This is a genomic window from Bradyrhizobium arachidis (genome assembly GCF_015291705.1).
Taxonomy (GTDB): Bacteria; Pseudomonadota; Alphaproteobacteria; order Rhizobiales; family Xanthobacteraceae; genus Bradyrhizobium; species Bradyrhizobium arachidis.
The window spans coordinates 8531490-8556120 of sequence record NZ_CP030050.1 but is presented as its reverse complement, the minus strand read 5'-3'; the positions used below and the strand labels follow the sequence as shown (position 1 = coordinate 8556120).

The following is a 24631-nucleotide window of genomic DNA, read 5'->3' as shown; positions in this document are numbered from 1 at the left end:
TGGCCGAAAAACACACGGCTTCTTAAGGCAAATCAGATGCTTCCGACCGTTTTCAACCTCGCCCTGGGGTGGATTTCAGCCTGCGACAGCACGGTCGTCTGGGCCCGGAACCGCTCGACCAGGGAACGTACGAACGGACGAATTGCCGCAGAGGTGACCAGCACCGGAGCCTCGCCTTCGCGGGCGGCGCGCTCGAACGCCTCGCGCACGGCCGTCATGAACTCCGACAGTTTCGAGGGCTGCATCGCGAGGCTGCGCTCCTCGCCCTGGCCGATGATGGATTCGGCGAACGCCTGCTCCCACTTCGCCGACAGCGCGATCAGCGGCAGATACCCGTTGTAGGAGGTGTTTTGCGCGCAGATCTGGCGCGCCAGGCGGGCGCGGACGTGCTCGACCATGGTCGCGGGATTGCGCGAGAAGGCGAGCGAGTCGGCGATGCCTTCGAGGATGGTCGAGAGGTCGCGGATGGAGATGCGCTCGGCCAGCAGCAGCTGCAGCACGCGCTGGATGCCGGACACGGTGACCTGTCCCGGCACGATGTCCTTGACCAGCTCGCTCTGCTCCTTCGGCAGCTCCTTGAGCAGCTTCTGCACCTCGCCATAGGAGAGCAGGTCCGACATGTTGGCCTTGAGCAGCTCGGTGAGATGGGTCGAGAGCACGGTCGCGGCGTCGACGACGGTGTAGCCCTTGAGCGAGGCTTCTTCCTTGAGGCTGGCGTCGACCCAGGTCGCGGGCAGGCCGAAGGTCGGCTCGGTGGTGTGGATGCCGGGCACCTGAACCTGGCTGCCGCCGGGGTCCATGACCATGAACTGGTTCGGCCAGATCTTGCCGCTGCCGGCGTCGACCTCCTTGATCTTGATGATGTAGGTGTTGGCTTCGAGCTGGACGTTGTCGAGGATGCGCACCGCCGGCATCACGAAGCCCATCTCGATCGCCAGCGAGCGGCGCAGCGCCTTGATCTGCTCGGTGAGGCGGTCGGTGCCGTCGGGCCCGTTGACGAGCGGCAAGAGGGCGTAGCCGAGCTCGATCTTGAGGTCGTCGATCTTCAGCGCAGCGGAGATCGGCTCCTCGGCCGCAGCGGTGCCCGGCGCGCCAGGCTGACCTGCCGCAGGAGCGGCCTTGGCAGCTTCCTCGGCCTTGACGGTGGTGCGCTTGTGGTTGCGGGCGTGCCAGGCCAGCGCGCCGGCGCCGGCGCCGAGCGCGAGGAAGGGGATGGTCGGGATGCCCGGCAGGGCCGCCAGCACCAGCATGACTGCCGAGGACATCGCCAGCGCCTGCGGATAACCGGAGAACTGCTTCATCAGCGCCTTGTCGGCGGCGCCGGAGACGCCGGCCTTGGACACGAGCAGGCCCGCCGCGGTCGAGACGATCAGCGCCGGCACCTGGGTGACGAGGCCGTCGCCGACGGTCAGCAGCGTGTAGCTGCGCCCGGCGTCGGCGAAGGAGAGGCCCTGCTGCGCGACGCCGATGATCATGCCGCCGACGACGTTGATGAAGACGATCAGGAGGCCGGCGATGGCATCGCCGCGGACGAATTTGGAGGCACCGTCCATGGCGCCGAAGAATCCGCTCTCGTCCTCCAGCTCCTTGCGGCGCTGCTTGGCGACCTTCTCGTCGATCAGGCCGGCGGAGAGGTCGGCGTCGATCGCCATCTGCTTGCCGGGCATGGCGTCGAGGTGGAAGCGGGCGGCGACTTCGGCGATACGGCCCGAACCCTTGGTGATGACGACGAAATTGACGATGATCAGGATGGCGAAGACGATGATGCCGATGACGAAATTGCCGCCCATCACGAAGCTGCCGAAGGCTTCGATGACGTGACCGGCGGCATCCGTGCCCTCGTGCCCATGCGACAGGATCAGGCGGGTCGAGGCCATGTTGAGCGAGAGGCGCAGCATGGTCGAGATCAGGAGGATGGTCGGGAAGGCCGAGAATTCGAGCGGCGCCTGGATGAACAGCGAGGTCATCAGGATCAGGATCGAGAGCGTGATCGAGATCGCCAGGAACAGGTCCAGCACGATCGCGGGCAGGGGGAGGATCAGCACCACCAGGATGGTGAGGATGCCGAGCGCGAGCGCGATGTCGCCGCGCTTGAGGATGCTGACGATTTCGTTGAGGGAGGGGATGCCGGGCTTTGCTGCGCCTACGCCCTGTCCCGCGGTGACGTCGACCATGGTAGCTGCCTCCCCGCGCGACTGCCGGCCGCGCGCCCCAAACGCCTGCGCGGCGGCCGAGGGGCCGCCGTTCCGAAAGTGAGGCACCGCACTGGCGTCCACAGGGGATCCCCCGTTCTAACGCGGCCGACGACACTCGACTTCACCCGGCAATTTTTGCCCGGTGTATGGTTAGCAAAGGGTTAACGGAGGGTGCGGCAGGAGGTCTGGGCAGGGGGATTCGGGGGCTGCGGGGTGTCATTCCGGGGCGCCCGAAGGGCGAGCCCGGAATCCATTGTGCGGCGGAGCCAGTAGATAAATGGATTCCGGGCTCGCGCTGCGCGCGCCCCGGAATGACCAAAATGCCCCTACTTCGCCTTCTCCAACTTCGTCACCGTGTACCCGGCCGCCGCCTCCTCGGCCTCGAAGGTCACCTTGTCGCCGACCTTCACCTGCTTGAGCATCGTGGTGTCCTTGACGCGGTAGACCATGGTCATGGGCTCCTCCATGCCGAGGCTCTTGGCGGGGCCGTGCTTGAGCGTGATCTTGCCGGCGCTCTCGTCGATCTTCTTGACCTCGCCGCTGATGGCGGCGCCGGCAGCCACGACTCCAGAAGAAAAGACGCCAGTGGCAAGACCGACGGTCAGCGCCAGCGCTGCGGCGATGCGGATGATGCGGTTCATGGGAGTCTTCCTTCGCGTTACTTCACGGTGACGTGGCCGACCATGCCGTAGTTGCGGTGGTCGGGAATGAGGCAGGAAAATTCGAACGTGCCGGCCTTGCTGAATTTCCAGAGGATCTCGGCGGTCTTGCTCGGTGCGAGGCGCACGCCGTTGGGATCGTCGTGCTCCATGTGCGGATGCTTCTTCATCACCTCGGCATGCGCGAGATTTTCCTTGGTAGTGGCGAGCAGGAATTCATGGTCCTCCTTGCCGACATTGCGCAGCACGAAGCGGATCTGCTCGCCGCGTTTGACCTCGATCTTGGCGGGCGTGTAGTCCATCTCGTTCATCAGGATCTCGATGGTGCGCGCGGGCTTTTTGGGATTGCCGGGCTCCCCGGCCGAAAAGGACTCGTGCCCGTGCTGCTCATGGGCAAAGGCCGGCGCGATCGACAGCGCAGCCAGCGCGAGAGCGAGTTTGATCGTCTTCATCTTGTTCTCCAGTTGATGGTTCATCGAAATCTTCACATCTTCATCTTGTGCGCGGGCGCGCCGGGTTGCCTCGCCGGCTCCGTAGCTGGTGCTGCGACCTCGTAGGCGACGGTGCCTTTGGGGAATTGATAGGGGCCGGGATCGCGATAATCGTCACGCGCAAGGTCCTCGCGGATCTTCATTACCGTGAACATTCCGCCCATCTCGATCGGGCCGAACTGGCCGGTGCCTGACATCATCGGCAGCGTGTTGTCGGGCGCCGGCATCTCCATGTTGCCCATCGCCATGCCGGATTGCCCCATCACCATCGCATCCGGCGCGAGCTTGCCGACGGCCTTGGCGAGGTCCTTGCGCGACACCCCGATCAGGTTGCGCATGTCGTGGCCCATCGCATTCATTGTGTGATGCGACTTGTGGCAATGAAATGCCCAGTCGCCCGGATTGTCGGCGAGCACGTCGAACACTCTGATCGCACCGACCGGGACGTCGGTGGTCGTCTCCGGATATTGCGCGCTCTCGGGAATCCAGCCGCCGTCGGTGCAGGTCACCGCAAAGCTGTGGCCGTGCAGATGGATCGGATGGTTGGTCATGCTGAGATTGCCGATCCGCACGCGCACCTTGTCGCCGAGCCGGACGGCCAAGGGATCGATGCCGGGAAACACCCGCGCATTCCAGGTCCACATGTTGAAATCGGTCATCTCGTTGACCTGCGGCAGATAGGTGCCGGGATCGACGCGATAGGTGCTCATCACGAAGACGAAGTCGCGGTCGACGGGGCGGAAGCCCTGATCGCGCGGGTGCACCACGACCATGCCCATCATGCCCATCGCGATCTGCACCATTTCGTCGGAGTGCGGGTGGTACATGAAGGTGCCGCTCTTCTTCATCTCGAACTCGTAGACGAAGGTCTTTCCCGGCTGGATGTGCGGCTGGGTCAGCCCGCCGACACCGTCCATGCCGCTGGGGATGATCATGCCGTGCCAGTGCACACTGGTGTATTCGGGCAGCTTGTTGGTGACAAAGATGCGGACCTTGTCGCCCTCGACCGCCTCGATGGTCGGGCCCGGCGACTGGCCGTTATAGCCCCACAGGTTCACCTTCATGCCTTCGGCGAATTCGCGCACCACGGGCTCGGCGACGAGATGGAATTCCTTCCAGTCGCCGTTCATGCGGAACGGCAGCGACCAACCGTTCAGCGTGACCACGGGGCGATAATCTGGCCCGCTGATGGGGTGCAGCGGCGGCTGCATCACCACCTTGTCCATGTGCGGGGCTTCCGGAATCGAGGCCGCCTGCACGCGGCCGCTGACGACGGATGCGCTGGCGAGCGCGGCCGTGCCCAAAAATCCTCGGCGGGAAAACATGCTGGTCTCCATCTCAGTGGCCGCCATCGGCAGGCGCTGCCGCGGCGAAGGTGGTTGAAGTCTCGCCGCCGGATGCGGGCACGCCGCCGCCATTGACGGCGGTCTGCAGCTCGGACTGGGCGAGGAAGAATCTCTGCCTGGCGTCGATCGCGCCGCGCAGCGAGGCCAGGCGCTGCCGCGCCTCGGTCAGCAGCGCGAAGATGTCGACCTGCATGCTGGAGAAGCGCAGCTGCATCTCCTCGGTGATGATCTTTCGCAACGGGAGGATCTCGCGCTGGTAGTGGCTGGCGATGTCGTAGCTGGAGCGATAGACGCGATAAGCGTCGCGCGCTTCCGAGCGGACGTTCACGGCGCGCTCGGTCAGGCGGTTGAAGGCGAAATTGTAGGTCTCTGCCGCCTGCCGTACGCGCACCTCGCCGCCGTCGAAGATCGGGATCTGGAACTGCACATCGAAGCCGCGCTCGCGGAACGGCGGCCCTTCCGGATCCTGGGTGCGGCGGGAGATGCCGGCGAGATCGAGCAGCGTGACGAAGCGGGTTGCCTCAGTGAGGTTCAGCGATTTCGCCAGCGCCGTCAGCTCCAGCCGCGCGATCTGCAAGTCGATGCGATGGGACACCGCATCGGCTTCGATCGAGGGCAGCGCTTGTGGCCGGCGCGGCAGCGGCGGCAACTGATTGGGCAGGCGGAAATCGAGGCCGCCGTCCCACAGCCCCATCAGCCGCGCCAGCCTTTCGCGTGCGCTCGTCGCTGCCTGCCGCGCGGTGGCGAGGTCGGCCGTCGTCTCGGCGTAAAACACCTGCTCGCGGGCCTGGTCGAGCTTGTTGAGCGAGCCGGTCTCGCCGAGTTTTATGGCAAGCTGCGCGGTCGATTCCGCCGTTGCCTTCGCGTCGGTGAGCAGCACCACCATCTCGTTGCCGGCGACCGCGCCGATGTAAGCGCGGCGCACGTCAGCGGCGAGCCGCAGCGTCGCCAGCGCCGCGCGCAATTGCGCCTGACGAAAACGTTCGCGGGCGATGTCGGAGCGGAACGGCAGGGTGGCGAGCGCGAGGATGTCGCCGACCACCTGGCGCTCGATCTCGCTGGCGCCATTGCCCGAGATGCGCGAGACCGAGAACACGGGATTGGGCGGCAGGCTCTGCTCGACCAGATCGGTCTCGGCCAGCGCCAGCTCGTTATAGGCGGCTTGCAGCCCCTTGTTGTTGAGCAGCGCGACCTGAACGGCCGTATCTGCGCTGAGCGTCCGCGACAGCAACTCGCGAACGCGCACATCGATCGCACCGGCTCCCTCCGCCGTGCGCACGAAGGCGACGTCCTTGTTGATGGTCTGGCTCGTCAGCTCCGAGACCGTGCTCATGCCGCTGTCGGGCGAGAACGCGGCGCAGCCGGAGAGACCGAAGGCGGCAACAGCGAGCAGGCTTCGCGCAAAATGGTGTGCCATGGCGCGCTCCTACTGGTCTTGCTTCGGCTGTGGCGCGGCGCGGTCGTTGTGCTTGCGCCATGGGGCCGGCGCCGCCGGCCGCAGGCTGGTGTAGGGCGCGATCGTCGACCGATAGCCGGCGCGCGCGACCTTTGCCGCGGGATCGGCGGGATCCGCGCTCGCAATTTGCGTCGTTGCCGGCATGCAGCCGGACAGCGCCAATGCAGCCAAGGCCAGCAATGGCCAATTGAATAGAAAGTGTCCTCCACGCGCCGCGGATGCGGCGGCGGATCTCGCCCCGGAAAGCGTAAGCATAAATTATTCCTGATCTGTCTGGAGACCACAGGTCCGCGCGCGCGGATGCGCGCGGCCTGACGTCGTCGCGTGTCAGATCAGGCGATGGGAGGGCGGTAGTGCCGGGGCGGCGCTGCGCTGTGCAGGCTGGCCACGATCTCGGGCGCGCAGGCGGAGACGGGCTGAAGCGGCTTTGCGACGCCGGGCAGATCGGCCGGCAGCGCGCTCACGCACATCATCGCGCAGCACGGGCCAACCTTGCCCTTGCCGTCATGATGATGCGACGCGGGTGCGTCCTGTGCGGCGGTCTGGTGATGCGCGTGCGGTCCTGCGTGATCATGCGACACGTCGCCGTGCGCATGATTCGCGGCCATCTGGTGATGTGCCGGAACGAGGTCGGCAAGACGCGCGTCGTCGAGGCATGGCGCTGGACCACTGCCCCAGGCAAGGGCGGCTGCCGGCGCGAGCACGCAGAACAGATAGGCGAGGGCAATGAGGCGCCCCACCCTGACCCGCATCGATCGTGTCAATCGCAACAACATTCCGCCGACATGCTCTTTGCGCGGCAACGTTGCACACGCAGATTGCAAACTAATGGCAAAGCGCGGTTTCGCCAAGCTCCTTCTTACCGCAGTGCACCGCGCATGCCCATTATCGCGGCACGATGCTTGACCGCGAGGCGTTCAGCGAACATGGTCCGCGCCGTGCACGCGCCAAATCATCCAGAACAAAGACCGCCTTCTTTCACTCCCGATTCCCGTCAGGCCTGGGTACGACTGCTGCTCGCGCTCGTGATCGGCTCGATCGGGGGCGTCGGCATGTGGGCGATCGTGGTGATGATTCCCGCGGTGCAGGCCGAGTTCGCCGCCACGCGCGGCGCGGTGTCGCTGGCCTTTACCGTGATGATGTTCGGTTTCGGGCTCGGCGGCGTGATCGCGGGCAAGATCACCGACAGGTTCGGTATCGTCCCGGCGATGGCGATCAGCATCGCCTTCCTCGGCGTCGCCAATACGCTCGCGGGCCTCTCGGCCCAGCTCTGGCAGTTCGTCGCGGCCTATTTCCTGATCGGGCTCGGCACGTCCGCGACCTTCGCACCGCTGATGGCGGAGGCTTCGCACTGGTTCGAGCGCTATCGCGGCCTAGCCGTGACCATCGTCGCCAGCGGCAATTATGTCGCCGGCACGATGTGGCCGCCGCTCGTGAACTGGGGCATGCAGACGATCGGCTGGCGCACCACCCATATCGGCATCGGGCTCGTCTGCGTGGGCCTGATGACCATCCTGGTTCTGGTCCTGCGCGCGCAGATGGGCAATGACACGGTCCATGACCACGCCAAGGCACCTCCGCCGCGGGTCGACCTCAAGCTCTCGACCAACACGCTGACCGTGCTGCTCTCGATTGCCAGCATCTCCTGCTGCGTCGCCATGGCGATGCCGCAGGTCCATATCGTCGCCTATTGCGGCGACCTCGGCTATGGCGTGGCGCGTGGTGCCGAGATGCTGTCGCTGATGATGGCCTGCGGCATCGTCAGCCGCATCGGATCCGGCTATCTCGCCGACAAGATCGGCGGCATCCGCACGCTGCTGGTGGGGTCGCTGGCGCAAGGCTTTGCGCTGGTGTTCTACCTGTTCTTCGACAGCCTCGCCTCGCTCTACATCATCTCGGCGATGTTCGGCCTGTTCCAGGGTGGCATCGTGCCGAGCTACGCCATCATCGTGCGCGAGGCGATGCCGGCGAGCGAAGCCGCAACCCGTGTCGGCATCGTGATCTTCGCCTCGGTGTTCGGCATGTCCTTTGGCGGCTGGGTGTCGGGCGTCATCTTCGATGCCACCGGATCCTACGGCGCGGCCTTCGCCAACGGCGTCGCCTGGAACGCGCTCAATATCGGCATCGTCGTGCTGCTGCTGATCCGCTCGCGGATGAGCGCGACGAAGGCCGATCCGGGCTTCGCGACCTAAGCTTCCTGTCCAACCTTCAGCAGCGAACAGCCTGTGATCTTGTAGCTGCCGTCGGCCTGCTGCTCGAGCGTGTAGAGCGCCTCCCAGGCCTCGCCATTGGCATCGACGATATGGACGTGCTGGGCGATCCAGTTGCCCTCGCTCTTGCTCTCGCCGAACTCAAAGCTCTTGTGCCGGTAGACCGGTGCGTAGCCGTTCTGCACCATCGACATGAAGATGTCGGGTGCCGGAAAAATCTCCTTGATCGCCGGCGCGGCGTGGGAATAGGCCGCGGCCGCATCGTCGCGCGCAAAGGCCTGCTCCTGGGCGCGGATGACGCCCTGCGCCGTCGAGACGACATCGCCGGCCAGCGCTGGGACGGCGTGAAGGGCAAAAGTGAGAGCGACCAGCAAGGCGGCGATGCGCATGACAGGCTCCGCGTTGAAATCCCGGCGGTGCCGATCCTAGCACGACCTCCAGGAAATACGGGCGTGCTATCGCTTCCGTTTCACTGCGGGCTTGGCCGTGCGCGCCTTGGCCTTGGCGGCCGTCTGCACCCGCAGCCCGTCGACGAACACGTCGAGCATCCGCAGTACCGACGATTGCCAGCCTGGCTGGTCGTGCATGTAGCACATGCCGAAGAACGCGCGCAGCAAATCCTCGGGACTGATATCAGCGCGCATCTCGCCGGCAGCGACTGCGCGGTCGAGCAGCGAGCCGATGGCCTTCGTCAGCCGATCGAACGAGAAGGCGTGCAGCTCGGAACCGCTTTGGACCGCAAGCGCCAAGGCTGCCACCATGCCCTTCTTGGTGGCGACGAATTCGACACCTGAGCGCAGCCAGCGCCTGAGCGCATCGACCGGATCCTTGGCATTCTTCAACTGCTCGGCAAGCTCGCTGAGCTGCTCGACCTCGCGCCGGTACACCGCCTCGAACAAATCCTCGCGCGTCGGGAAATGCCGGTAGAGCGTGCCGATCCCGACGCCGGCGCGCTTGGCCACGGCCTCTAGGCTCGCCTCAGGGCCGCCTGCATTGAAGACGACCTTTGCAGCCTCGAGCACGCGCTCGCGATTGCGCACGGCATCGGCGCGGGGCTTGCGGGTGTGGTCGGTATGGTCGTCCATATCAGGCAATGTAGATCACGAATTGGTTAGATTGAACCCTTAGCTGGCCGCATCGCGTTGTATGCGCATGGGCTTTTGACGATTTCCAAATATTTTTGCGCAGCCCTTGTTAAGCGGAGGGTGCCTCCGTATCTTCGCTGATGTTGGCCGGGTTCCGCCCGGCCCACGCGATATCGACGGCGGCCACGGCGGTGGCGCGCTGGCCGATGACTTATGTCCATATCTGATCGGAGCCTTGTATGAACCACTCCATCAGCCTCACCGTGAACGGTGCGCGGCGCGACTTCGTCCTCGACGATCCGCGCGTCACGCTGCTCGATCTCCTGCGTGAGCGCCTCCATCTCACCGGCACCAAGAAGGGATGCGACCGCGGCCAGTGCGGCGCCTGCACGATTCTGGTCGACGGCAAGCGCATCAATTCCTGCCTCGCGCTCGCCATCAGCCATGACGGCGCCGACATCCTCACCATCGAAGGTGTCGCGCGTGGCGACCAGCTTCATCCGGTGCAAGCCGCCTTCATCGCCCATGACGGATTCCAGTGCGGCTTCTGCACGCCTGGCCAGATCATGAGCGCAATCGGCATGATGCAGGAGGCGCAAGCCGGCAACGATCCCGAGCGCATCCGCGAATGCATGAGCGGCAATCTGTGCCGCTGCGGTGCCTATGCCGGCATCGTCGATGCCGTGCTGGAGGCGCAGGCCGGCATGGATGAAACCAACCAGAGGCGCTCCGCATGAAACAGTTCGATTATGTCAGGCCGGCCACGGTCACCGAAGCCGTCGCTGCGGCCGCCCAGCCGGGCGCTGTTTATCTCGCCGCCGGCACCAATCTGCTCGATCTGATGAAGGGCGGCGTCAGCCGGCCGGATCGCCTGGTCGACGTCACGCATCTCGACGGGCTCGACCAGATCGAGACCCTCGTTGACGGATCGTTACGCATCGGCGCGCTGGTGAGCAACGCCGATCTCGCGCACGACGCGGAGTTCGCCCGCTCGTATCCTGCGGTGGCTGAAGCGCTGCTCTCCGGCGCGTCGGCTCAATTGCGCAATGCCGCGACCGTCGGCGGCAATCTGCTGCAACGGACGCGCTGTGCGTATTTCTACGACACCGCCAGCCGCTGCAACAAGCGCGAGGCCGGGTCCGGCTGCGATGCCCGCGATGGCGAGAACCGCGGCCACGCCGTGCTCGGCTGGAGCGAGAGCTGCATCGCTACGCACCCGTCCGATTTCTGCGTGCCGCTGGTCGCACTCGACGCCGTCGTCGAGATCGAGGGCAGGAACGGCCGTCGCGAGATCGCGCTCGACGAGTTGCATCGCCTGCCCGGCAATACGCCCGAGCGTGAATCCGCGCTCGAGCCCGGCGACCTCATCGTCGCCGTTAGTTTGCCGCCTGCGGCGCGCGGCTTTGCCGCCCATGCGCGTTACCTCAAGGTTCGCGAGCGGACGTCTTACGCCTTTGCCGTGGTCTCGGCCGCTTCTGCGTTGCGGATCGAGAACGGCAAGATCGCCGAAGCGCGGCTAGCGCTCGGCGGTGTCGCCGCAAAGCCCTGGCGCGCCCGCGCGGCGGAAGATGTGCTCAAGGGCGTGGCACCCACGGCCGACGCTTTCCAGGAAGCCGCTTGGCGCGCGCTCACCGACGCAAAGCCGTCTGGCGATAACGCCTTCAAGATCGAGCTTGCGCGCCGCATCGTCGTGCGCGCGCTGACCCTCGCCGCTGCCGGTACGCCCGCGCGTATTCCCGCACTGCCGGCCTCTCCCTTTGCCTCCATGTCGGGAGCCGTCCATGCCTGAGCTCAATCTCACCAGCGCTCCCGCCCATCTGCGCCACGGCTCGAACATCGGCCAGCCGCTGACCCGCCGCGACGGCATGCTCAAGGTCACGGGCCGCGCGACTTATGCCGCCGACAACCACCCGCCGGGGATGCTGTTCGCGGTGATGGCGGTCGCCAGCATCGCGCATGGCCGGGTCACCTCGCTCGATGTCGCTGCCGCGAAACGTCATCCCGGCGTCGTCGACGTCATGACGCCGGACCACAAACCGCCGCTCGCGATCGATCCCGAGATCAAGACCAATCCATTCGTGTTCCGGATGGAGGTGTTGCAGAGCAATGAGGTCCGCTACGCCAACCAGCCGATCGCCGTCGTGATCGCGGAAACGCTGGAAGCCGCCACCGAAGGCGCCGCATTGCTGGCGCCGCGTTACGAGACGCTGCCCGCGCTGGTCGGCCTCGATGCCGGCGAAAGTTACGTCCCGCCGGTCGTCGGCGTCGGCAATCCCACGGAAAGCCACCGCGGCGATGTCGAGGCGGGGCTTGCCGCGGCGGAGAAGCAGATCGACGCGATCTACGAGACGCCGCCGCAATATCACAACGCGATGGAGCCGCACGCGATCGTCGCGCACTGGGACGGCGACAATCTCCGGATCGACATGCCGACGCAGGGCCTGATGCTGTCGCTGGCGCGCGTTGCCGAGCTGTTCGGCATTGCGCATGACAAGATCCACATCCGCAGCCCGTTCCTTGGGGGCGGCTTCGGCTCCAAGGGGCTGATGGCCGGTCCCCCGGTCCTCGGCATCATGGCGGCCAAGCTCGTCGGCAAGCCGGTCAAGCTGGTGCTGCGCCGTGAGCAGATGTACGGCCCGGTCGGCCATCGCGCGCCGACGCGCCAGCGCCTGCGCATCGGCACCGACGGCGAGGGGCTCCTGACCGCACTCGATCATCATGCGCGGACCGTGTCGAGCACGTTCGACGATTTCTACGAGCCCGCGGCTGATGCCTCGCACACGCTCTACGCGGCGCCGGCGATCCGCACTTCGCATGACGCCGTGCGCGTCAACACCGGCACGCCGCTGTTCATGCGCGCGCCAGGGGAGGCGACCGGCTCGATCGCGCTCGAAAGCGCGATCGACGAGATGGCTTGGGCCTGCGGCATGGATCCGCTCGCCTTCCGCCTGAAGAACTATGCCGAGGTCGAGCCGATGACGGGACGACCCTTCTCCTCGAAGGCGCTGCGGGCCTGCTACGAGCAGGGCGCGGCGCGCTTCGGCTGGTCGAAGCGCTCGCTTCAGCCGCGGCAGATGCGCGACGATGCCGGCCTGCTGGTCGGCTGGGGCATGGGCACCGCGACCTTTCCGGCGCTGATGTTCCAGGCCGAGGCGCGCGCGGTGATCCGCCGCGACGGCTCAGGTGCCATCGAGATCGGCGCGCATGACATGGGGCAGGGCGCCTGGACGGCGCTTGCCCAGATCGCGGCTGATGCGGTCGGCCTCGACATCGACCGTGTCGACTTCAAGGCCGGTACATCCGATCTGCCCGATGCCGGTATCGCCGGCGGCTCGGCGCACACGGCGACCGCAGGTGCTGCGATCCACAGCGCCGGCGCAGCCGTGATCGCAAAGCTCGCTGATCTCGCGACCGGCGACGAGCGCTCGCCGCTGTTCGGCGCTGGCAATGCCGGCGTGATCGCGCGCGATGGCAGACTGGTCCGTCGCGACGACGAGAGCCGCAGCGAGAGCTATGCCGAGATCCTGGCGCGTGCCGGCGTCGCCGAGGTCGAGGCCCGCGGCGCGGGCGCGCCGAACCCTGCGGCGATGCAGGAATATGCGATGCATGCCCACGGCGCGGTGTTCGCGGAGGTGAAGGTCGATCCCGAGCTCGGCCAGGTCCGCGTCACCCGCATGGTCGGCGCCTTCGCGGCGGGGCGCATCGTCAATCCGCATCTGGTGAAGAGCCAGCTGTTCGGCGGCATGATCTGGGGCATGTCCTTCGCGCTGCACGAGGAGGCCATCACCGATCGCCGCAGCGGGCGGATCATGAACGCCAATCTCGGCGAGTACCACATCCCCGTGAATGCCGACGTGCCGCCGCTCGACGTGATCACGGTCGAGGAACACGATCCGCACGTCAATGCGCTCGGCATCAAGGGTGTCGGCGAGATCGGCATTACCGGCAGCGCCGGCGCGGTTGCCAATGCGGTCTGGCATGCGACGGGCGTGCGCGTGCGTCGCTTCCCGATCAGGATCGAGGAATTGCTGACGCAGCGTTGAGGCAAAAGGCGGGGCGAGATCGTCTCGCTCCGCCGCGCACCTTTAATGCAGCTTCTTGCGGACCGCTTTGAGCGCCGCTCGCTGCGTCTCGATGTATTCGGCAATCGCCTTGCGCAGCTCCCGCGAATGGAGCTTGTCGGCATCGCGCTGCACTTCGTCGAGCGCAGCCTCTGCATTGGCGAGCGTGATCTTCATCTGCGAGCCTTATGAAGCGGCGCCGGAATGTCTCTCGGCTGCGGCTCGCATCATATAGAGGATCGGCGCTTGGAAATTGAGATGCATCAAGCTCCGTAAGACACCGGGGCACTCCCGTAGGATCCCGGATAACGCTGATCGCGCGTCAGAACGTCGGCGGCGTGCAGGCCGAGATCACTTCGCAAGCCTTGCCGCCGACGCAGCGGAAGCGATGCGGGCGGCGGCTCTCGAAATAATAGGCATCGCCGGGATTGAGGATGCGGCGCTCGTCCTCGACGGTGACCTCGAGCTTGCCCGAGATCACGATGCCGCCTTCCTCGCCGTCATGGACGAGATGCACGCGTCCGGTGTCGCTGCCGGGTTCGTAGCGCTCCTTCAAAATCTGCAGGCTGCGGCCGAACAGATTGTCGCCGACCTGGCGATACGAGATCGGCTTCTTGCCGACCTCGGTCAGCTCCTCGGCGCGGTAGAAGATCTTGCGCCTGGACTCCGGCTCCAGTGCGAAAAACTCGGCGAGCCCCATCGGGATGCCGTCGAGGATGCGCTTGAGCGCGCCGACCGACGGGTTCATCTGGTTGGATTCGATCAGCGAGATGGTCGAATTGGTGACGCCGGCGCGCTTTGCCAGCTCGCGCTGCGACAGCTTGTGGCGCGCCCGGATGAATCGCAGCCGTCCACCGATGTCGACGCTCATGCCCTGGTCCCGTGTTGCAAGTGTTGCGGATCGCGCAAATATGGACCGGCTGCCCCAGTGAAATCAATGGTTTGCAGGTCACCAGAAAAGGACTTGTTGCGCTATGGAAGCCGTGGCTCTGCTAGAAGGTCAGCAAAGGAGCGCGGCCGTGACCCTTCATCAGATTCCGAACACTATCAAGACCGACTCGTTCTGGATGCCGTTCACGGCCAACCGGCAGTTCAAGAAGGCGCCGCGCCTGTTCTCCTCGGCCGAGGGCATGCACTACAGCACCGTCGACGGCCGCAAGGTGATCGACGGCTCCGCCGGCCTGTGGTGCGTCAATGCCGGCCACGGCCGCAAGCAGATTGCGGCTGCGGTCGAGCGGCAGCTGATGACGCTGGACTTCGCGCCGACGTTCCAGATGGGCCATCCGCTCGCGTTCGACTTCGCCGAGCGCCTCGCCGAGATCGCGCCGAAGGGCCTCGACCGCGTCTTCTTCACCAATTCGGGCTCCGAGTCGGTCGACACCGCGCTGAAGATCGCGCTCGCCTATCACCGCGCCAACGGTCAGTCGAGCCGCACCCGTCTGATCGGCCGCGAGCGCGGCTATCACGGCGTCGGTTTCGGCGGCACCTCGGTCGGCGGCATGGTTGCCAACCGCCGCGCCTTCGCGACCCTGCTGCCGGGCGTCGACCACATCCGCCACACCCATGATCTCTCCCGCAACGCCTTCGCCAAGGATCAGCCCGAGCATGGCGCCGAGCTCGCCGACGATCTCGAGCGTCTGGTCGGCCTGCATGGCGCCGAGACCATCGCCGCCGTCATCGTCGAGCCGGTGCCGGGCTCGACCGCGGTGCTGCCGCCGCCGAAGGGCTATCTGCAGCGTTTGCGCGAGATCTGCGACAAGCACGGCATCATCCTGATCTTCGACGAAGTCATCACCGGCTTCGGCCGCCTCGGCACGCCGTTCGCCGCCAACTTCTTCGGCGTCACGCCGGACCTGATGACGACCGCCAAGGGCATCACCAACGGCACCATCCCCTGCGGCGCGGTGTTCGCGAGCCGCAAGGTGCATGACGGCATGATGGTCGGCCCGGAGAACCAGATGGAGCTGTTCCATGGCTACACCTATTCGGCGCATCCGACCGCCTGCGCCGCGGGTATCGCCACGCTCGACATCTACAAGGACGAGGGCCTGCTGACGCGCGGTGCGACGATGGCCGAATACTGGCGCGATGCGCTGCATTCGCTGAAGGGCCTGCCCAACGTCGTCGACATCCGCAATTGCGGCCTGATGGGTGCGGTTGAGCTGGCGCCGCGCGACGGTGTCGTCGGTGCGCGCGGCTACGACGTGATGGTCGACTGCTTCAACACCGGCCTTTACCTGCGCATGAGCGGCGACAGCTTCGCGATGTCGCCCCCGCTCATCGTCGAGAAGAGCCACATCGACCAGATCGTCTCGATCCTCGGCGACGCCATCAAGAAGGTGGCCTGATAATTGCTCTCGCCGCTGCAGGGTTTTATCTTGCAGCGGCGCGCGTGATGCCGCGGGAGTTTGACCAAGCGTGAAAGTTCTGATCCTCGGCAGCGGTGTCATCGGTGTCACCTCCGCCTACTACCTCGCACGCGCCGGCCACGAAGTGACGGTCGTCGACCGTCAACCAGAGCCGGCGCTGGAGACCTCGTTTGCCAATGCCGGCGAGGTGTCGCCCGGCTATTCCTCGCCATGGGCCGGCCCCGGCGTGCCGGTGAAGGCGGTCAAGTGGCTGTTGATGAAGCACGGCCCGCTAGTGATCCGGCCGAAGCTCGATCCCGTCATGTGGGTCTGGCTGCTCAAGATGCTGCGCAACTGCACCAGCGCGCGCTATGCGGTCAACAAGAGCCGGATGATCCCGATCGCGGAATACAGCCGCGACTGCCTGCGCGACCTGCGCCGCGACATCGGCATCCAATATGACGAGCGTTCGCAGGGCACGCTCCAGCTGTTCCGTTACCAGGCCCAGCTCGACGGCACCGGCGAAGACATCGCCGTGCTCAAGCAGTACGGCGTGCCTTTCGAGGTGCTGAGCCGCGAGGGCTGCATCGCAGTCGAGCCGGCGCTATCAGGCGTGAAGGAGAAGTTCGCCGGCGGGCTTCGCCTGCCGCAGGACGAGACCGGTGACTGCCACATGTTCACGCAAGCGCTGGCCAAGCATGCCCAGGCGCTCGGCGTTCGCTTCATGTTCAACACCGGCATCGACCGCATCGTTACGGATGGTGCGCGCGTCAGCGGTGTTGCGACCAGCGCGGGGATGCTGCAGGCCGACGCTTATGTGCTCGCGCTCGGCAGCTGGTCGTCGCGGCTCGTTGCGCCACTCGGCATCTCGCTGCCGGTCTATCCGGTGAAGGGCTATTCGATCACGGTGCCGATCAAGGACGCCTCCGGCGCGCCGGAATCCACCGTGATGGACGAGAGCTACAAAGTCGCGATCACCCGCCTCGGCAATCGCATCCGCGTCGGCGGCACCGCGGAGATTTCGGGCTATTCGAGCAAGCTGTACGACGCGCGCCGCGCCACGCTCGATCATTCCCTGACCGACCTGTTCCCGCGCGGCGGCGATCTCTCCAAGGCGACGTTCTGGAGCGGGCTGCGCCCGATGACGCCGGATGGCCCGCCCGTGATCGGCCCGACGCAATACGCCAACCTCCACCTCAACACCGGCCACGGCACGCTCGGCTGGACCATGTCCTGCGGCTCGGGGCGGGTGCTCGCGGACATGCTGTCGGGCAAGAAGCCGGATGTCGATGTCAGCGCGCTGACGGTGGAGCGGTATATGCATCGGTTTGGCTAGGCGCTCTTCTCGTCATCGAACCATCACCGTCACCCTGAGGTGGCCGCGAAGCGGCCCTCGAAGGGCGACGGCCCGGCTGCATCGGGGCCGTGCATCCTTCGAGGCTCGCTGCGCGAGCACCTCAGGATGACGGGATTAGAATTGTGCTCGCCGCGCGAAAAGAAGCTATCCCGCTCCCGTCACGCAGTTCACCCACAGCACCACGGCCTTCGCGTCATTCGCTGGATTCGAAAACCGGTGCGGCCTGCGGCTGGCAAATCTAAAACTGTCGCCCGTCTTCAGCGACCACGTCTCGCTGTCTACCGTCAGCATCAACTCGCCTTCGAGCACGAGGCCGGCTTCCTCACCGTCATGGGTGTAGAGCTCGTCGCCGGTCGAGCCGCCGGGCTCCAGATGCACCAGGAACAGGTTGAGCCGGTTGTCGGTGCTCGCCGGGCTCAGCAACTGCTTCGACACGCCGGTGCGCCAAAGCTTCAGTTCGGGCCGCTGCAATCCGCGCGTCACCACCTGATCCGATGCGCCGTCGGCGCTCGGGCTGGCGCCGAATAGCGCGGCGATGCCGACGCCGAGCACGTCGGCGAGCGTGGCGAGGACGCGCAACGACGGCGACGACAGGCCGCGTTCGATCTGGCTGAGGAAGCCGATCGAGAGGTCCGTGCGCGCCGCCACCGTTTCGAGCGAGAATTGCCTGACACGCCTGAGATCCCTGATGCGGCGGCCGACTGCGACGTCCATCGCCGGCTCGGCCGGCTTGGCGGTCGTCTTGCCCTTCACCTTCCTGGCCGGCTTTGCGGCGGCCGGTTTGCGCATTCTTTTGCCACCGCTCACGTCAAACCGCTTCCTTCATGTGCATGAAAACCGCTTGCATCGACCGCGAAAGTGTGACCAAATTTTCATATTGGTGAAAATAGGCCGAAACGGCTTGGCCCGCAACGTCTGATCACGACCTGCGCGAGCGCCGTCATCGGCCAAGCCCAAAAGGGGGATGCGATGAAGCGTTTTGGTCTGGCCGCGGTCGCGGCATTCGCAATTGCAGCGATAACGCCGGCTTCGGCGCAGCAGGTGCTCAAGGTCGGCTCGACGCCGACCGGCATTCCCTTCACCTTCCTCGATACCAAGACCAACACTATCCAGGGCATCATGGTCGATCTCGTCACCGAAGTGGGCAAGGATGCCGGCTTCAATGTGCAGATCGAGCCGATGCAGTTCTCGGCGCTGATCCCGTCGCTGACGTCGAGCAAGATCGACATCATCGCCGCAGCGATGTTCATCACCGCGCCGCGCAAGGAAGTCGTGGATTTCTCCGATCCGATCTACACCTATGGTGAAGGCCTTGTGGTACCGAAGAGCGACACCAAGGCCTATGCCACGCAGGATGATCTGAAGGGCGAGACCGTCGGCGCCCAGGTCGGCACCGCCTTCGTCGATGCGCTGAAGAAGACCGGCCTGTTCGCCGAGGTCAAGGCCTACGACACCATCCCCGACATCCTGCGCGACGTGAACACCGGCCGTCTCAAGGCCGGCTACGCCGACTATCCGATCCTCGCCTACAATCTGAAGCAGGGCGGCTTCCCCGATGTGCGCCTCGTCGACGGCTACAAGCCGGTCACCGTCGGCTCGGTCGGCATCGGCGTCCGCAAGGGCGAGACCGCGCTGCTCGGCAAGATCAACGCGTCACTGGCGAAGCTGAAGGCCAACGGCACCATCGACAAGATCCTCGATAAATGGGGCTTGAAGGCCCAAGGTTGATAGAGGCTGATAGCGCGTCATTGAAGGCTGCCCGATGAAAGGTTTTTGGCACGACACCGTCGAGTTCTTCCCGATCCTGATGAATGGCGTCGCGCTGACGATCATCGTCACCATCGGCTCGCTGCTGCTCTCGACGGTGCTCGGCCTGATCTGGGCGATGATGCGAGTCTCCGGGATCAAGGCGCTGTCGATGCTCAGCGCCAGCCTGATCAACGTGATCCGCGGCATCCCGATCATCGTACTGCTGTTCTACCTCTACTTCGTCATGCCCGATCTCGGCGTCAGGCTCAGCGCGTTGCAGGCCGCGATCCTCGGCCTCGGCATCGCCTATTCGGCCTATCAGGCGGAAAACTTCCGCGCCGGCATCGAGGCCATCGACAAGGGCCAGATCGAGGCGGCGCAGTCGATCGGCATGGGCTGGTGGCTGACCATGCGCCGCGCGGTGCTGCCGCAGGCGGTGCGCATCGTGTTGCCGCCCTATGGCAACGTCATGATCATGATGCTGAAGGATTCTTCGCAAGCCTCGACCATCACGGTCGCCGAGCTTGCGCTGCAGGGCAAGCTGATCGCGTCATCCACCTTCAAGAACACCAGCGTGTTCACGCTGGTCGCGCTGATGTACCTCACCATGAGCATTCCGCTGATCCTGCTGGTCCGTCACTTCGAGAAGCGGGCCGGCAAGAAATGATCGAGCTGAACGACGTCCACAAGAGCTTTGGCAAGGTCGAGGTCCTCAAGGGCATCACGGCGAACGTCGAGAAGGGCGAGGTGGTCTGCATCATCGGCCCCTCGGGCTCCGGCAAGTCCACCATCCTGCGCTGTATCAACGGCCTCGAAAGCTACGACCGCGGCGAGATCAGCGTCGAGGGCCTGAAGGTCGACCGCGACGCGCCGTCGATCGTGAACATCCGTACCCAGGTCTCGATGGTGTTCCAGCGCTTCAACCTGTTTCCGCACCGCACCGCGCTGGAGAACGTGGTCGAAGGCCCGCTGTTCGTGAAGAGGGAGCCGCGCGCGCAGGCGTACGAGCACGGCCGCGCGTTGCTCGCCCGGGTCGGGCTTGCGGAGAAGGCCGACGTGCATCCGCCGCAACTCTCCGGCGGCCAGCAGCAGCGCGTCGCGATCGCGCGGGCGCTGGCGATGCAGCCCAAGGCGATCCTGTTCGACGAGCCGACCTCGGCGCTCGATCCCGAGCTCGTCGGTGACGTCCTCGGCGTGATGCGCAAGCTCGCCGACGAGGGCATGACCATGGTCGTCGTCACCCATGAGATGGGCTTTGCCCGCGACGTCGCCGATCGCGTGCTGTTCATCGACGGCGGCGTCATCGTCGAGCAGGGGCCGGCCAAGGCGCTGCTCAACCAACCCCAGCACCCGCGCACGCAGGACTTCTTGCGCCGCGTGCTGCATCCGCTCTGACCGGACTCTCATGATGACGCGCCTGCCTCTGCCGCCCTCGCTTTATGCCGACACCGCCGTCGCGCCGGTGGCGACGCCGCCGCTTGATACGGACAAGAGCGTTTCCGTTGCGATCATCGGCGGCGGCTACACGGGCCTCTCCACCGCGCTGCATCTGGCGGAGCAGGGCGTCGACGCGCTGGTGCTGGAAGCGCAGGAGCCGGGCTGGGGCGCGTCCGGCAACAATGGCGGCCACACCAATCCCGGCCTGAAGCACGATCCTGATCAGATCGAGGCCGATTTCGGCGCGGAGCTCGGCCGCCGCATGATCGCGTTCTCCTACGGTACGACGAACTTCACGCACGACCTGATCCGCCGCTACCAGCTCCCCTGCGAGGCGCGGCAGAACGGCACGCTGCGCGCTGCCTATAACGAGGCCAGCGCCGCCGCGATCGAGAGCACGGCGCAGCAATGCATCCGCCGCGGCATGCCGGTGACCTACCTCAATCGCGAACAGTTGCGCGAGATGACCGGCACCGACCGCTATATCGGTGCGATGCTCGACACGCGCGGCGGCGATCTGCATCCCCTCAGCTACGCCCGCGGCCTCGCGCGCGCCGCGATCTCGGCGGGTGCGAAGGTCCACGGCGAAACGCCAGCGCTGTCGCTGCGTCGCGACGGCAGCCGCTGGCGTATCGAGACGCTGCGCGCGGTGGTGCATGCCGACAAGGTCCTGCTCGCCACCAACGGCTTTACCGACGATCTCTGGCCCGCGCTCCGCCGCACCATCGTGCCGGTGTTTTCCTCGATCGCCGCCACCGCGCCGCTGTCGGATGCGGTTGCCCGCTCGATCATGCCGACGCGCCCGGTGCTCTACGAGAGCGGCCATATCACCGTCTATTACCGCATCGACCAGCAGAACCGCCTCCTGATGGGCGGCCGCGGCCCGATGCGCTGGATCAACTCGCCGCACGACGTCGCCTATCTCATGCGTTATGCGGAGCGGCTGTGGCCGCAGCTCAAGGGCGTCACCTGGACCCATGGCTGGAACAGCCGCCTCGCCATCACCGGGGATCATTATCCGCATGTGCACGAGCCCGCAGAGAACATCCTGGTCTCGCTCGGCTGCAACGGCCGCGGCGTCGCGCTCTCGACTGCGATGGGCGCGCAGCTCGCGCGTCGCCTGATCGGCGGCGCCAAGGCTGAGATCGACATGCCGATATCAGGCATCAAGCCGATCCCGATGCATGCGTTCTGGCCGGTCGGCGTGACGACCGCCGTGATCGCAGGCCGCGTGCGCGACCGGCTGGGGATTTAAAGAAGAAGGCGCCGCCCGGTCAGGAGCGACGCCTTGCAAGACTTGCAGCTAGGCTCGTCAGCAGCGGCCCTGTTTCCACAGCCCGGGCGGGCACCCGTGACCGCGCCAGCCGACCTTGCGTCCATGATGCCATCCGGGCGGAGTTCCATGGCGATGCGCATGGTATCCGCCATGATGGCCGTGGCCATGGCCGTGACTATGACCATGACCGCCTTTGGCCAATGCCACGCTGGGCATGGTCAAGCCGGCAGTGATGATCACTGTTGCGGCGAGCGCGAGCTTCTTCATCCGAAATCCTCTCTTGTTAGGCACGCATCTGTCCGTTCGACGAACCGACATCGATCGCGATGTCGCGCGCAAATGCGGAGGAGTCGTGACGCTCAGGATTCGGCCACAGCATCAGCCCAAGGCTGGAAGATCTCGACCGCGCCCGAATTGGTACCGCCCTCGCGCATCACCACGCTTGGGCAGGCGAATTTTTGCGGCACGGCCTGCACCCGGCTTTCCTCATAGTCGAAGCGCGCGGCCAGGGTCTTGCGCACGTCCGCCGGCAATCTGGCATCGCCAATCACGATCGCGCCTTCGCTCGCGTCGATACGCGGCTGGTGGATGGCAGTGTCCAGGTCCATGCCAAAATCCATCGCGAAGGAGACGAGCTGCATCACCGAGGGCAGGATGCGGCGGCCGCCGGAGGCGCCGACGGCGAGACGCTTGCCGTTCTTCGTCTCGGCGATAACCGGCGTGTAGTTGCACAGGCAGCGCTTGCCGGGTGCGAGCGAGTTTGTGGTGCCCGGCGTCGGATCGAACCACATGATGCCGTTGTTCATGGTGATGCCGCTATGCGGCGTCACGTATTTCGAGCCGAAGGACGAGAGCAGGGTCTGCGTCACCGCCGCGATGTTGCCGTGCCGGTCGACCACGGAGAAATGGGTGGTGCAGGCGGGCGCCAGATATTCGGCGCCGAGCGAGCGCTTGCCGTCCGCATCGCCCATGTCCTTGAGCCGCTCGCGGAAGGCCCCCTGCAGCGCGAGCGCATATTCGACATAGGCGGCAGCATCCGGCGCGTCCGCCGGCTTCAGGCTCTGCTGCAACAGGCGCAGCGCATGTGCCATGGTCGGGCCGGCCGTCAGCTCCGGCGTCGCGTAAACCTTGCCGTCGCGATAGGGGATCGCCAGCGGCTCGCGCGGATGCGCGCGGAACGCGGCGAGGTCCTCGACCGACAGCGAGCCGCCGTCGGCCTTGATGTCGGATGCGATGCTCCGGGCGAGATCGCCCTGATAGAAATCGCGCGGCCCTGCGTCGGCGAGATGCGATAGCGTCGCCTTGAGCGAATCCTGCGGCAGCCGCGTCTCGGACTTGATGCCCCATGGCGCGCTCGGCGGCAGGCCATCCTTCAGATATGCCGCCGCACTCGCAGGATAGCGCCTGAGATCGGCCGCCGAGCCCGCGATCGTCAGCGTCGTCCACCAATCGGCAAGCAGGCCTTCGCCGGCGAGCCTGGCTGCCGGCGCGACCAGATCCTTCCACGGCATCTTGGCGTAGCGGCGATGCGCCTCCTCCATGCCGGCGACGACGCCGGGCACGGCGATCGAACCGGGGCCGTGGATGTTGCGATCGTCCTTTACCCGCGGCCAGGGGAAAAGGTCCGACGCGGCGCCTTCGCCGCTGAGCGGATAGTCGGCGGTGCGCAGGCTCTGCGGCGCGCTCATGCCGTAATCGATCACCTCGGTGCGATTTTCCCTGGCGCGGTAGAGCACCATCGCGCCGCCGCCGCCGATGCCGCTGTTCCAGGGCTCCAGCACGTTCAGCGCAAAGGTGGTCGCGACGATCGCGTCCACGCAGTCGCCGCCCGCCGCCAGCACCTGCGCCCCGACTTCGGCCGCCCGCCGCGATTGCGAGGCGACGATGCCGCCCTTGGATGTGACGGCGGGCTTGCGGACGGCTTGGTTAAGGCTGAACTGATGAGGCATGATGTCGTCTTGATCTCTGTTGTTCTTGATTTGTGGCGCTGGCGCGGAAGCTCAGCATTGGCGGGGCGCGCGGAGGATGGCACATTGCCGTCAACGAGAACAAACGGAGGAGCGACATGGCAGGTGTGAAACAGGCGCGGGATGGCGCGGTCGGAATCCTGACGCTCGATGAGCCCGCAAGCCTGAACGCGATGACGCCGGACCTGCTTGGCGCGCTTGCCGCCGCTGTCGCCGAGATGACTGGGGATGAGGAGGTCCGCGCGCTGGTCCTCACTGGCGCCGGGCGTGGATTCTGCTCAGGACAGAATTTGAAGGCGTCGGAAGCGCTCGGCGAGGACATCGCGGCCGGCGTGATGCGTTTCTACTGGCCGGCCTTCAAGGCATTGCGCGAATGCCGCGTGCCTGTCGTCGTTGCCGTCAACGGTGTCGCGGCCGGCGGCGGCTTCAGCCTCGCGATGGCCGGCGACATCATTGTTGCGGCGCGGTCGGCGAGCTTCATCCAGGTGTTCAGCCGCATCGCGCTGGTGCCCGATCTCGGCTCGACCTGGCTGCTGCCGCGCCTGATCGGCCGGCAGCGCGCGCTCGAACTGATGCTGCTGAACGAGCCGCTGACGGCCGAGCGCGCTCAGGAGATCGGCCTGGTGCGGCAGGTTGTCGACGATGAGAGGCTAATGGACGAGGCGCTCGCGCTGGCGCGCCGTCTCGCCGACGGCCCGACGCGTGCTTTGGTCGCAACCCGCGCGCTGGTCGAGGAGAGCGAGCACGCGACCTACGAGGCGCAGTTCCGCCGCGAGATCGAGCTTCAGGCCAGCATCCGCAAGAGCGCGGACGCGATCGAAGGTCGCAACGCCTTCGTCGAGAAGCGCAAGGCGAAGTTTAGTGGGAAGTGAGGTAGGGGCCGCTTCCTCCCACGTCATGCCCGGGCTTGACCCGGGCATCCACGTCTTCGTATCCGCGCCCTAAAACGTGAATGGCCGGGACAAGCCCGGCCATGACGACGAAGACCAGTGGA

At 65.9% G+C, this 24631-nt stretch carries 24 protein-coding genes; 11 read left to right on the top strand and 13 right to left on the bottom strand.

Annotated features, from left to right (window positions below):
- Positions 1 to 32 precede the first annotated feature (32 nt).
- The 7 genes from flhA to WN72_RS40300 all read right to left on the bottom strand — a co-directional run bounded on the left by flhA (position 33) and on the right by WN72_RS40300 (position 6923).
- A complete protein-coding gene (flhA, locus tag WN72_RS40330; protein WP_027562553.1) occupies positions 33 to 2174 on the bottom strand; it encodes a flagellar biosynthesis protein FlhA in 2142 nt (713 codons plus the stop codon).
- Positions 2175 to 2521: 347 nt separating this feature from the next.
- Positions 2522 to 2836 carry a copper-binding protein gene (locus WN72_RS40325; RefSeq protein WP_092217605.1) on the bottom strand — a complete coding sequence of 105 codons (315 nt, stop codon included), beginning with the start codon at positions 2834 to 2836 and terminating at the stop codon, positions 2522 to 2524.
- Between the two features lie 17 nt (positions 2837 to 2853).
- Positions 2854 to 3306 (bottom strand): cupredoxin domain-containing protein, encoded by a 453-nt coding sequence (locus WN72_RS40320; protein WP_027562555.1) that lies wholly within the window; start codon positions 3304 to 3306, stop codon positions 2854 to 2856.
- A 32-nt stretch (positions 3307 to 3338) separates the two neighbouring features.
- Positions 3339 to 4670 (bottom strand): multicopper oxidase family protein, encoded by a 1332-nt coding sequence (locus WN72_RS40315; protein ID WP_092217698.1) that lies wholly within the window; start codon positions 4668 to 4670, stop codon positions 3339 to 3341.
- 13 nt (positions 4671 to 4683) lie between these two features.
- Positions 4684 to 6108: a TolC family protein gene (locus WN72_RS40310; protein ID WP_092217607.1), complete on the bottom strand. Its 1425-nt coding sequence runs from the start codon at positions 6106 to 6108 to the stop codon at positions 4684 to 4686.
- Between the two features lie 9 nt (positions 6109 to 6117).
- A complete protein-coding gene (locus WN72_RS40305; protein ID WP_092217608.1) occupies positions 6118 to 6402 on the bottom strand; it encodes a hypothetical protein in 285 nt (94 codons plus the stop codon).
- Positions 6403 to 6479: 77 nt separating this feature from the next.
- Positions 6480 to 6923, bottom strand: coding sequence for a hypothetical protein (locus tag WN72_RS40300; protein ID WP_092217699.1), 444 nt, complete (start codon positions 6921 to 6923; stop codon positions 6480 to 6482).
- Between the two features lie 150 nt (positions 6924 to 7073).
- On the opposite strand from WN72_RS40300, the gene WN72_RS40295 reads away from it, so the two are divergent.
- Complete coding sequence (locus WN72_RS40295) at positions 7074 to 8339, top strand: MFS transporter (protein WP_092217609.1); 1266 nt, start codon at positions 7074 to 7076, stop codon at positions 8337 to 8339.
- On the opposite strand, the gene WN72_RS40290 is transcribed toward WN72_RS40295, so the two are convergent.
- A complete protein-coding gene (locus tag WN72_RS40290) occupies positions 8336 to 8746 on the bottom strand; it encodes a DUF4864 domain-containing protein (RefSeq protein ID WP_027562561.1) in 411 nt (136 codons plus the stop codon). The genes WN72_RS40295 and WN72_RS40290 overlap by 4 nt on opposite strands.
- 66 nt (positions 8747 to 8812) lie before the next feature.
- A complete protein-coding gene (locus tag WN72_RS40285; protein WP_092217610.1) occupies positions 8813 to 9442 on the bottom strand; it encodes a TetR/AcrR family transcriptional regulator in 630 nt (209 codons plus the stop codon).
- 239 nt (positions 9443 to 9681) lie between these two features.
- Between WN72_RS40285 and WN72_RS40280 the strand changes: the two genes are divergently transcribed.
- From WN72_RS40280 to WN72_RS40270, 3 genes are read left to right on the top strand one after another with little or no spacing between them, the layout of a single operon-like run.
- Entirely contained in the window at positions 9682 to 10179 is a 498-nt protein-coding gene (locus WN72_RS40280) for a (2Fe-2S)-binding protein (RefSeq protein ID WP_027562563.1), read from the top strand.
- Entirely contained in the window at positions 10176 to 11231 is a 1056-nt protein-coding gene (locus WN72_RS40275; RefSeq protein ID WP_092217611.1) for an FAD binding domain-containing protein, read from the top strand. The genes WN72_RS40280 and WN72_RS40275 overlap by 4 nt, the downstream gene beginning before the upstream one ends.
- Positions 11224 to 13485, top strand: a complete 2262-nt coding sequence (locus WN72_RS40270; RefSeq protein ID WP_092217612.1) for a xanthine dehydrogenase family protein molybdopterin-binding subunit — start codon at positions 11224 to 11226, stop codon at positions 13483 to 13485. The genes WN72_RS40275 and WN72_RS40270 overlap by 8 nt, the downstream gene beginning before the upstream one ends.
- Positions 13486 to 13527: 42 nt before the next feature.
- Here WN72_RS40270 and WN72_RS40265 read toward each other — a convergent pair whose 3' ends face one another.
- Together WN72_RS40265 and WN72_RS40260 are read right to left on the bottom strand one after the other, a co-directional pair.
- Positions 13528 to 13680: a hypothetical protein gene (locus WN72_RS40265; protein ID WP_167380979.1), complete on the bottom strand. Its 153-nt coding sequence runs from the start codon at positions 13678 to 13680 to the stop codon at positions 13528 to 13530.
- A gap of 145 nt (positions 13681 to 13825) precedes the next feature.
- Positions 13826 to 14374: a cupin domain-containing protein gene (locus WN72_RS40260; protein ID WP_092217613.1), complete on the bottom strand. Its 549-nt coding sequence runs from the start codon at positions 14372 to 14374 to the stop codon at positions 13826 to 13828.
- A 148-nt stretch (positions 14375 to 14522) separates the two neighbouring features.
- Here WN72_RS40260 and aptA point away from each other — a divergent pair, with 148 nt between their 5' ends.
- Together aptA and WN72_RS40250 are read left to right on the top strand one after the other, a co-directional pair.
- Positions 14523 to 15851: an omega-aminotransferase AptA gene (gene aptA, locus WN72_RS40255; protein ID WP_167380980.1), complete on the top strand. Its 1329-nt coding sequence runs from the start codon at positions 14523 to 14525 to the stop codon at positions 15849 to 15851.
- Between the two features lie 70 nt (positions 15852 to 15921).
- The gene (locus tag WN72_RS40250) at positions 15922 to 17187 is read left to right on the top strand and encodes a D-amino acid dehydrogenase (protein WP_092217614.1); all 1266 of its coding nucleotides are present in this window, start codon (positions 15922 to 15924) and stop codon (positions 17185 to 17187) included.
- Between the two features lie 165 nt (positions 17188 to 17352).
- On the opposite strand, the gene WN72_RS40245 is transcribed toward WN72_RS40250, so the two are convergent.
- Positions 17353 to 17997, bottom strand: coding sequence for a helix-turn-helix domain-containing protein (locus tag WN72_RS40245; RefSeq protein WP_167380981.1), 645 nt, complete (start codon positions 17995 to 17997; stop codon positions 17353 to 17355).
- A 180-nt stretch (positions 17998 to 18177) separates the two neighbouring features.
- On the opposite strand from WN72_RS40245, the gene WN72_RS40240 reads away from it, so the two are divergent.
- From WN72_RS40240 to WN72_RS40225, 4 genes are read left to right on the top strand one after another with little or no spacing between them, the layout of a single operon-like run.
- Complete coding sequence (locus WN72_RS40240) at positions 18178 to 18936, top strand: ABC transporter substrate-binding protein (protein WP_092217616.1); 759 nt, start codon at positions 18178 to 18180, stop codon at positions 18934 to 18936.
- 34 nt (positions 18937 to 18970) lie between these two features.
- On the top strand, positions 18971 to 19624 hold the full coding sequence (locus WN72_RS40235; RefSeq protein WP_092217617.1) for an amino acid ABC transporter permease: 654 nt from the start codon (positions 18971 to 18973) through the stop codon (positions 19622 to 19624).
- Positions 19621 to 20352 (top strand): amino acid ABC transporter ATP-binding protein, encoded by a 732-nt coding sequence (locus tag WN72_RS40230; RefSeq protein WP_092217618.1) that lies wholly within the window; start codon positions 19621 to 19623, stop codon positions 20350 to 20352. Before WN72_RS40235 ends, WN72_RS40230 begins: the two co-directional genes overlap by 4 nt.
- A gap of 10 nt (positions 20353 to 20362) precedes the next feature.
- Positions 20363 to 21649 (top strand): NAD(P)/FAD-dependent oxidoreductase, encoded by a 1287-nt coding sequence (locus tag WN72_RS40225; protein ID WP_092217619.1) that lies wholly within the window; start codon positions 20363 to 20365, stop codon positions 21647 to 21649.
- A 380-nt stretch (positions 21650 to 22029) separates the two neighbouring features.
- Here WN72_RS40225 and WN72_RS40220 read toward each other — a convergent pair whose 3' ends face one another.
- Positions 22030 to 23619: a gamma-glutamyltransferase family protein gene (locus WN72_RS40220; protein ID WP_092217620.1), complete on the bottom strand. Its 1590-nt coding sequence runs from the start codon at positions 23617 to 23619 to the stop codon at positions 22030 to 22032.
- Positions 23620 to 23735: 116 nt separating this feature from the next.
- Between WN72_RS40220 and WN72_RS40215 the strand changes: the two genes are divergently transcribed.
- Complete coding sequence (locus WN72_RS40215; protein ID WP_092217701.1) at positions 23736 to 24509, top strand: enoyl-CoA hydratase-related protein; 774 nt, start codon at positions 23736 to 23738, stop codon at positions 24507 to 24509.
- The last annotated feature ends 122 nt before the right edge of the window (positions 24510 to 24631 follow it).